Annotated in this window: 4 protein-coding genes; all 4 read left to right on the top strand. The window is 58.1% G+C overall.

The window, feature by feature from the left end; all coding sequences use genetic code 11:
- Positions 1-309 (top strand): integrase core domain-containing protein (locus FNA46_RS18655; RefSeq protein ID WP_143126718.1); only part of this gene is annotated, 309 nt, incomplete at its 5' end.
- Between the two features lie 89 nt (positions 310-398).
- Positions 399-1,501 (top strand): IS3 family transposase gene (locus tag FNA46_RS18650; RefSeq protein WP_143126717.1). Its coding sequence is split into 2 segments (ribosomal slippage): positions 399-660 and positions 660-1,501, totalling 1,104 coding nucleotides; the frame shifts between segments, so codons are not numbered across the junction.
- 223 nt (positions 1,502-1,724) lie between these two features.
- Positions 1,725-3,179: a Shedu immune nuclease family protein gene (locus FNA46_RS18645; RefSeq protein WP_143126716.1), complete on the top strand. Its 1,455-nt coding sequence runs from the start codon at positions 1,725-1,727 to the stop codon at positions 3,177-3,179.
- Between the two features lie 62 nt (positions 3,180-3,241).
- Positions 3,242-8,104, top strand: coding sequence for a P-loop NTPase family protein (locus FNA46_RS18640; protein ID WP_246103204.1), 4,863 nt, complete (start codon positions 3,242-3,244; stop codon positions 8,102-8,104).
- Positions 8,105-8,609: the final 505 nt, after the last annotated feature.

Raw genomic sequence — 8,609 nt, 5'->3', positions numbered from 1 at the left:
TGCATGGTCGTCTCGGACAACGGCAGCGAGTTCATCTCTCGCGATCTCGATCTGTGGGCCTATCACAAAGGCGTTGTGCTCGACTTTTCCCGGCCTGGCAAGCCGACGGACAACAGCTTCATCGAAAGCTTCAACGGCAAGTTCAGGGCAGAGTGCCTGAATGCCCACTGGTTCATGAACCTTGACGACGCGCGGGTAAAAATGGAGGATTGGCGCAGAGACTATAACGAATTCCGGCCACACAGCGCCATCGGCAACAAGGTGCCGATTTCGCTCATGAAGGGCTCATCGGCACCACCGCTGACCTGAGCCATAACTGATCTGAACCCTTCAAACTGGACCATTTTTGGCTAGAGTTTTCCGGTGCATTTTCCTGGCTGGGAAAGGAACGGAAGACGATGAAGGCATCGCAGTTTTCGGACGCACAGAAGGCGTTCATTTTAAAGCAGGGTGATGAAGGCGTTACGGTTGCGGAGATCTGCCGGAAGGCAGGGATCAGCCAGGCGACCTATTTCAACTGGAAGAAAAAATACGCGGGCATGTTGCCACCGGAGATGAAGAAGCTGAAGCAGCTCGAGGACGAGAATGCACGGCTGAAGAAGATTGTCGCGGATCTGACGTTGGACCGCGAGATGTTGCAGGACGTTATTCGCCGAAAGCTCTGAGGCCTGCTCGCAAGCGGGAGATGGTGAAAGGCATGTGCCAGGACTGGGCGATCTCGATCCGGCGTGCCTGTGAGGCACTGGACTTCGATCGGTCGACCCACCACTACATCTCCCGCCGTGCCGATCAGGCCGGTCTTGAGCGTCGTATCCGTGAGATCTGCGAGACCCGTGTCCGCTATGGTTATCGTCGTGTGCATGTTCTGCTAGAGCGCGAGGGTTGGGGTGCCAATATCAAGCGTACCTACCGCATTTACAGGGACTTGGGCCTGCAATTGCGTAACAAGACACCGAAACGCCGGGTGAAAGCCAAGCTGCGGGAGGATCGACAAATGGCCGTCGGACCGAATGATGTCTGGGCGATGGACTTTGTTCACGACCAGCTCGCCACCGGCAAGAAGCTACGCGTTCTGACCGTGGTGGACACCTTCTCACGCTACGTCCCGGTGGTTGATCCAAGGCACAGCTATCGGGGTGAAGATGTTGTGCAAACGCTCGAGCGGGTATGCCGCCAGGTCGGCTATCCCAAGACGATCCGAGTCGATCAGGGCACCGAGTTCGTATCCCGCGATCTCGATCTCTGGGCCTATGCGAAAGGCGTCACACTGGACTTCTCACGCCCTGGCAAACCGACCGATAACGCGTTCATCGAGGCATTCAATGGCCGCTTCCGGGCAGAATGCCTGAACCAACATTGGTTCCTGACCCTTGCGGATGCCCGCGAAAAGATGGAGGATTGGCGTAGAGACTACAATGAGGTTCGGCCACATGGTGCGATCGGCAACAAGGTCCCGATCGCAATGATGAATCTGGGAAGCGTAACCAGTCCGCCTCCCTGACTGAAGCCGGAAAACTCCAGCCTCCGCTGGTCCAATGTCTGGGAGCAGTTCAAAACCCCGGAAAATTCCAGCTCCCGGTGGCCCAAAATCGGGGAGCACGTCATCCGGACAACAGACTAACCTCAAACCGAGGACATTCCAGGGGAGCAGGTCAACTCCATTCGCCCCGATTGCAAGTTGTACCCGTTTCTCCTATGTTTTCCCGATACTTATGGGATAGCGCATGGCAACGTTCGGCCCCCAATTTGGTAACGACGACAAAGGTACTCTATTCCTGCAGAGAAAGGGGCCTGGCCTCGTTGAGGTGTTTTTCACACCGTCGGATCGCCGGATCGCGATTGCTGACCTTACCGAGATCAATACGACGCAAGTGCTTTTACGATTCGATGCGGCCAAACACACGACCACGTTGTTCCCGATCAACACTATGCCGGAATCCGAAGATTTCCTGATGCCGAAATACGATCCGATTGTCTCGATCGAGATCATAGAGGATGAGGGTTTCTTCGAGGAATTTAACGGCTTCCGCACTAAACAGGATGTCGAAGCCTACCTGGCCGAAGGGATACCGAAAGGTTTCATCAAAGACCCGAATTACGGCCTTGGGCTAGATCGCAAGCTGTCGTTCATTTTGAATGCTATAAGGCAAGTGGAAGGCGTGACAAACCTGCGGATTACCGACGAGCGTGAGTTGGACGTCGCCGTGACGGATGGCGGAACGACCTACGAGATCGGCTACAGGCTCTTTGACGAGTTGCGCCGGAATGCCAACCGCTTCGAGACGAAGGCGCAGGCTTCTGCGCGAAGGAAGAAGCTGCAGGCTGCTTATACCAACCTCCTCACTCGCCTGGACCCTAAAAAATTCCCGGTAAGGATTTTCGACCGCGCCCCCGACGACATCGCCGACGTGATCGGCAATACGATCACGGATTCGAAACTTTCGGAAAATGACCGGGCGGCTGTAGTCAATATGGCCGCGGCGTCCGTGCGCACCTCTATGAAGTCGCAGCGCGTCGGCCTGGTCAAGCTTCACGACGAGATCGAACTGGCCTCGCTCGATGAACTGATCGCTCGTATGGAAGAGCGGTTCGCCACAAGCACGAGCGAGCTGCAATGGCAGAAACTCCTCGAGACCAACCCGTTCATCCTCGACATGGCGTTCAACGTGCCGGTCCTGCTAGTGCAGGGCCAGGCGCATGTGGGCGGAAAGGTGCTGAACGGCTCTGGCGAAAAGATCGCCGACTTCCTGTTCACCAACAAGCTCACCGACAGCATCGCCGTGCTCGAGATCAAGACGCCCGGCACGGAGCTGATCGGTAAGAGGGAATATCGTGGCGGCGTTTACACCGCATCGGCAGAGCTGGTCGGCGCCGTGGCACAGGTGCTCGATCAAATCGACAAGTTGCGCAGCAATATCTATCGGCTTCAGTCTGAGAACCGACCGATCGCGCTCGAGGCCTACGGAATCAAGGGGATGATTCTGGCGGGCACGATTCCGGAAGGTCCGCGAAAGCGTGCCTTCGAGCTGTATCGAGCCAGCCTCGCCGGCGTTACCGTCATCACATTCGATGAGCTGCTGTTGAAGCTGAAATCTCTTCGTGACCTTTTAGGCGGAAAAGCCGATGTCACCCCCGGCAAGAAACAAAAACCCGCGCGTGAATTCGAGGATCTGTTTTAATGGCCGCTCGCCGAACAGCACGAACGTCAAGGCCGGCAGGAGGACGCGCGACCGAAGGAGGCATGGATTTTCAGGCCGAGGTTGGCACATGGCTTGCAGCGCATATGTTGGCCCGTGTTCCAGTCGGCGGCCGCTTTGGACTTGCTAATGTGGGGCTTCCGGTCAACCTGCGTATGGAGACTGGAGAAGGCCTCGATGACATAGAGCTCCGACAGGACGACGATACCCGGATCGACTTTCAGAGCAAGACCAGTGCTGGCCTCACGCAGAATGCTGAAAGCCCTCTCGGCAAGACCATCGCGCAGCTCGTGAGCACCATGCTCGAGGCGCGCTCAACAGGCGTTGTCGTCGATACCACGCGGTATCGCGCCGTTCTCGCGGTCGCAGCCGATGCGCCCCGCACGCTCGACAATCTCGAAAGGGGATGCCGAGCCTTTGATACCGGAGGCAACTGGACAAGCGTGAAGACGCAGCGCGGCCAGGGCGAAGCCGACGCGCTGGATCTCTTGGAGACCCATGCCCGCAACGCCTGCACGGCGCGCTCCGCAGCGCCTCCAAGCGACGACGAGCTGGTGACGATGGCGCGGCTATTCAAAATCGTCCGTTTCTCGATGGACGAGGGCGAAGATAATTGGCGTGAGGCCTCCCGCGTGCTCGGATCACGTGTCTATGGCTCGGAGACTGCCGGCGACGCCCCCTTAAGAGACCTCAAAACCATTGTCCGGGACCTCATTGGCAGTGGTGCGCCAGCGGACCGCGAAGGGTTATTGCGAGCGCTCCGAGCGCTAGGGCATAACGACACCAGGGCTCCCGGTTATGATGCCGATCTCGCTCGCGTCTCCACGGTCACCGATGCAGAACTTACCCGGCTGGCTGGCCATACGCGTCTGCCGATCGCGGGCGGGATACCGATCCCCCGTCAAAGTGACGGCCCGATGGCGATGGCGATAGCGACCGGTTCGCTGATCGTGATCGGCGAGCCCGGTGCGGGAAAAACCGGAGCCCTCGTGGCGCTGGCACAAGCGCGACGCGCTATCGGCGAAACGGTCGTGTTTCTCTCGGTCGATCGCTTTCCAGGCGTCGCGATTGCGGCCGATCTTCAATCCGAGCTTCAACTCGCTCGACCGTTGGCCGAGGTGCTGGCGGCGGCGCCCGGCGCGGGCCGAAAACTACTCATCATCGACGCGCTCGATGCGGCGCGTGGTGGCCCGGCCGAAGCCGTATTCGCGCAGCTAGTCGAGACAATGGCTGCACAGCATGCGTCTTGGACGATTGTGGCGTCTATCCGCACGTTCGATCTCAGAAATGGCCGGCGTTTTCGCGATGCGCTTCCCGGCTCCCCGCCTGATCCAGCCTTCGCCGACCCGACACTGCGCGATGTCCGCCATTTCAACGTGCCGCGTCTCAGCAATGCGGATCTCGAGCAGGCCGGCACGGACGCGGCCGCACTAGGCAGCTTGCTTGATGCGGCGCCTGAGCGGCTGCGCGATCTCTTGCGAAACATCTTCAACCTTTCGCTCGCTGCACAACTGCTTTCTGATGGCGTTGATCCGGACAGTATTCGAACAGTCTCGACCCAATCGGATCTGATCGATGCCTACGAGGACCGGCGGCTGGCGGGCACGCCGCTGTATCGCGCCGCCGGCGCGACGGTTGATGTGATGGTTCGCCGCGGCCGCCTCACCATCCGCAAGGTGCTCATTCCGCATGACAGTGTCGATGACGTGATCGCCTCGGGCGTCCTCAATGAAGCCGGCGATCTTGTTAGTTTTTCGCATCACGTCCTTTTCGACCATGTTGCGGGACGATTCTTTTTGGAATGGGACGAGCCTGGACATCTGGCCGCGCAGCTGAAAGGCGATAGCGCAATCGCACTTATGCTCGCGCCAGCCTTGCGTTTCGCCGTCGAGCGGCTATGGCGCAACGACGGCGAGGGCAAGCGTGCCGTTTGGCATCTCATTGCTGACATCTACGCTGACACCACCGTCGATCCCGTATTGGCCAATGTCGCCTTACGGACGGCAATAGAGGGGGTGAGCTCTGCATCCGACGTCGCTGGCCTGATTTCGCTGATTCAAACGCGTGCTTCCGACGCAGCGATGGCGACGCTGTTGTCGCGTCTCGCGCGTTTCGTGGGGCTTTCGGTCGATGCTTCGGGAGGCGTTGTGCGTGAGCGGGCCATAGCGTGGGCGGAGGTTGCTGACACTGCGATAGCGACCGCCGTTCGCGAACTGTCCGACCCGACACGGTTTCTGCTCCAGATACTATTCGACAAGGATGTTCTATCGGATGCATCGCTTCTTAGCCTATTCGGCCGCGCTTCGCGCGCGCTCCTTACACTAGCGTGGGCAGCTGATCCTCCGATGCAGCAGACAGCCGTGAATGCGATTCGGTTCGTGGGCAAAAGCTTTGCTTCCGACCCTCTGGCATCCCGCGTATTGTTGGATCGTATCCTGCGAGATCCTCATTTCTCGATGTATGCCGACAAGGAAGCGAGCTGGCTATCTGAACAGATCTTACCGATTGCGCGATCAGATAGCGACTTTGCCGTTGAAATTTATCGCGTGCTTTACTCCCGCGAGATCAGCGATGACAGTGTCTCGCATTTTGGCGGTCAACCCAGCCGGATCATGCCGCTTTCCTCAAACCGCAGACAGGACTATCTCCACTGCCGATATCACCTGGGCAAAGATGCGCGGCAGTTGCTTGACCTATCGGCACATGCCGGTACGCGGGCTGCGATCGAGGTGGCATTGGGTGACATTGGTCGTGACCTTCCGCTCGGCGATCGGCGGGTCCGGGTAAACGTCGTCGGGCGCGAGCCGTTCGATCTCCTGGGCGACGATTTTGCGCCACTCGCTTGGGATCAACCGAACAGAAGGGGTGGGAACACGGATGACAATGTGCTTGGCCATTTTGTCGGCTTTTTGCGAGAATGCCCGACGGCGGCATTTGCCAAATGCATCCAGGCAGCGGCGACAAACTACTCAAGTCCCGCCGTGTGGGCGCGGCTGCTTGGCGTGGGGACGGAACGGGTCGCCGAGTTCGCAGAAGATATGTGGCCATATGCGAGCAATCTGACGATCCTAGTCCATCAGGGTACGGCCAGGGACGCCGTCCGCTTTCTGGCGGCTGCCTATCCTTTTCGATCGACCGACCAGCGCGCCGACTTTGAAGCAGAAGCACTACGTCCCGGTCTGTTTCTCGACGAGCATGACCAGCGCTGGTGGCGACGGGTCTTGAGCCGGTTCCTCTCATCGGTCGACGAGGCATCAATAGCAACGGACGCGATGCATGCGCTGCGCGCCGAACTAGCCGCAGCAGGCGAACTCGGGGGGAATCCTCCTCTTCGTACGATGACAGTTACCTCGAGTCCAGCGCGGGGAATGATGCGAAGCATTCTCGAAAGAGAGGGGATCGATGTAGACACTGGCGTTGATGCGCAAATGCTCACCCAGTCGGACGCACTTGCGGAACGAGTAAGAGAAACTTCATCGGAAAGCGACGCTGCCACTCTATCCGCTTTATGGCGGGAGACGGAAGCAACCATTGCCATGTTCGACGCGAACGCCCCGGCCCTCCATGCAAGCGCTGAACAACCTGTTTGGGGCAATATCAGCAATGCGGTCGAACGGATTGCGGGTAGCGTGGCGTGTATTCCAGGAAGCGAAGGGATGCCGTCGATCGACGCGTTGCTACGCGTGCTGGATCGCCTCTGGGCAAGCCGCTTTCCGGAACCGGGAGAGACAGAAGACTCCGCGCGCAGCTATGGCAACTGGGAAGTTCGCGTTTATGCCGCCGAAGCCTATGTTCAACTTGCAGATAGGTTCGGAGAAGAACGCCCCGAAATAATCGACATGATTGAAGCGGTTCTTGCAGACGCGGTGCCAGTCGTGCGGATGCAAGCGGCCGAAAACCTGCAGGTACTAAGTCGTGTCGCGCCAGAGAAAATGTGGGAGCTTGCCGAGCGCGTCGTACGAAGTGAACCAAACGTCGATGTACTTACTTTCCACGTCGGTAACGTGCTGACGCGTTTGATCTGGGATGACGTCGACCGCGCGGAAGGATTGATAGAGATCGTCGAAAAGCGCCGCCGCGGCTTCGTTCGGAAGGAAAATCTCGGTCGAGATGAACTTTCTGAAGTTCTGGGTGGACTCGTAGCTCAGCTCTGGGTTGGGCAGAACAGAGAAAGGGCGCTGCAGTGGCTTTTAGAATGGATGCAGGATCTGGTCACGAGCGAGGATCTGCTAACTTCGTTTATCTCGCCGCTTCGCGAGGCTTTCATCGCGCGCTATGCCGCGGGCAAAGACAACGACCCGTCGCTTTCAGATCGCGCGCAACGTGGGGCAATGCTTATCCTCGAAGCCTGTTCATCCGCCGCCACGGAAAGCTACGCGGCCTTGATTGCGGACAACTGCGAGGGGGCAGCGCGAGAGGCGACGATTGCAAGGTACCGGGCCGCAGAGCACATCATCAACCATCTCATGAATCAGCTTTACTTCGGTTCGGGGGCATACAGGGAAAGCAGCGACCCAAGTCAGGGGCTTGCGACTGTGGACGCTATGCGCAGTTTCATGGCAGACTATAGACAAATGCTGTTACTGCTGTCGGTGTCTCACGAGCCGGCGACGCATCATCATCTCATCGAACTCTACGAATATTTGATACCTGGCGATCCCGCTGCCGTCTTCAAGGCACTCCATGGGCTGTTACTGGGTGCCGGTATGCGGGAAGGCTATCATCACGAAAGCCTCGCGCTCAAATTGATCGTAAGGATCGTCACACGCTACCTTGCCGACTATCGTACCCTTTTCGAAGATGAAGCATGCCGCACCTGCTTGCTCGAGATCCTAAGGCTGTTTTCGGATGTCGGCTGGCCCGACGCAATGAAGCTGCTCTATGACCTGCCGGAGCTCCTACGCTAACCTTCCCGTCGATAGTATCGATGATGTTGGACTTGCATGAGATGCCGACTCGGTGCACCCTGCCATTCGTGGTTGGACACCCGCGACTTGTCGCCGAGTCAAACGTCTGGAAATCTAATTATCTTCGCAACTGCAACCGCATCCGACAGCGGCTTGCTGCGTAATCGGCGAACGGCATGCCAAGAGCTGGAGATGCTGATGTTCGAACTCAAAATCAATCCAAGTTTCGAAAACCTCGAGGCTGCAAAGCACGAGTTGCTGAAGAAACTTCCAGCGGTGAAATCATCCCACCGATGTGAAGCGCTCGGCAGGAGCCTTGGCTACGGAAGCTATTCAGTAAGCATACGGTGATTACCGCAGTGCTCAATCGTTGAACCCTATGGATGTGGCGACGCGGAAGCCACCGATCTGCGCACGAAGTACACCAATGCGGTCGCTGCTAGGGTTCCGAATACGACCGTGGTCCACAGGGCCGCCAATGTCGATTGTAAGCGGTGTTCTCAGG

It is taken from the genome of Affinirhizobium straminoryzae (genome assembly GCF_007004135.1).
Lineage (GTDB): Bacteria > Pseudomonadota > Alphaproteobacteria > Rhizobiales > Rhizobiaceae > Neorhizobium > Neorhizobium straminoryzae.
Note: the sequence above shows the minus strand (reverse complement) of the source record. Positions and strands in the feature narration are given on the sequence as shown.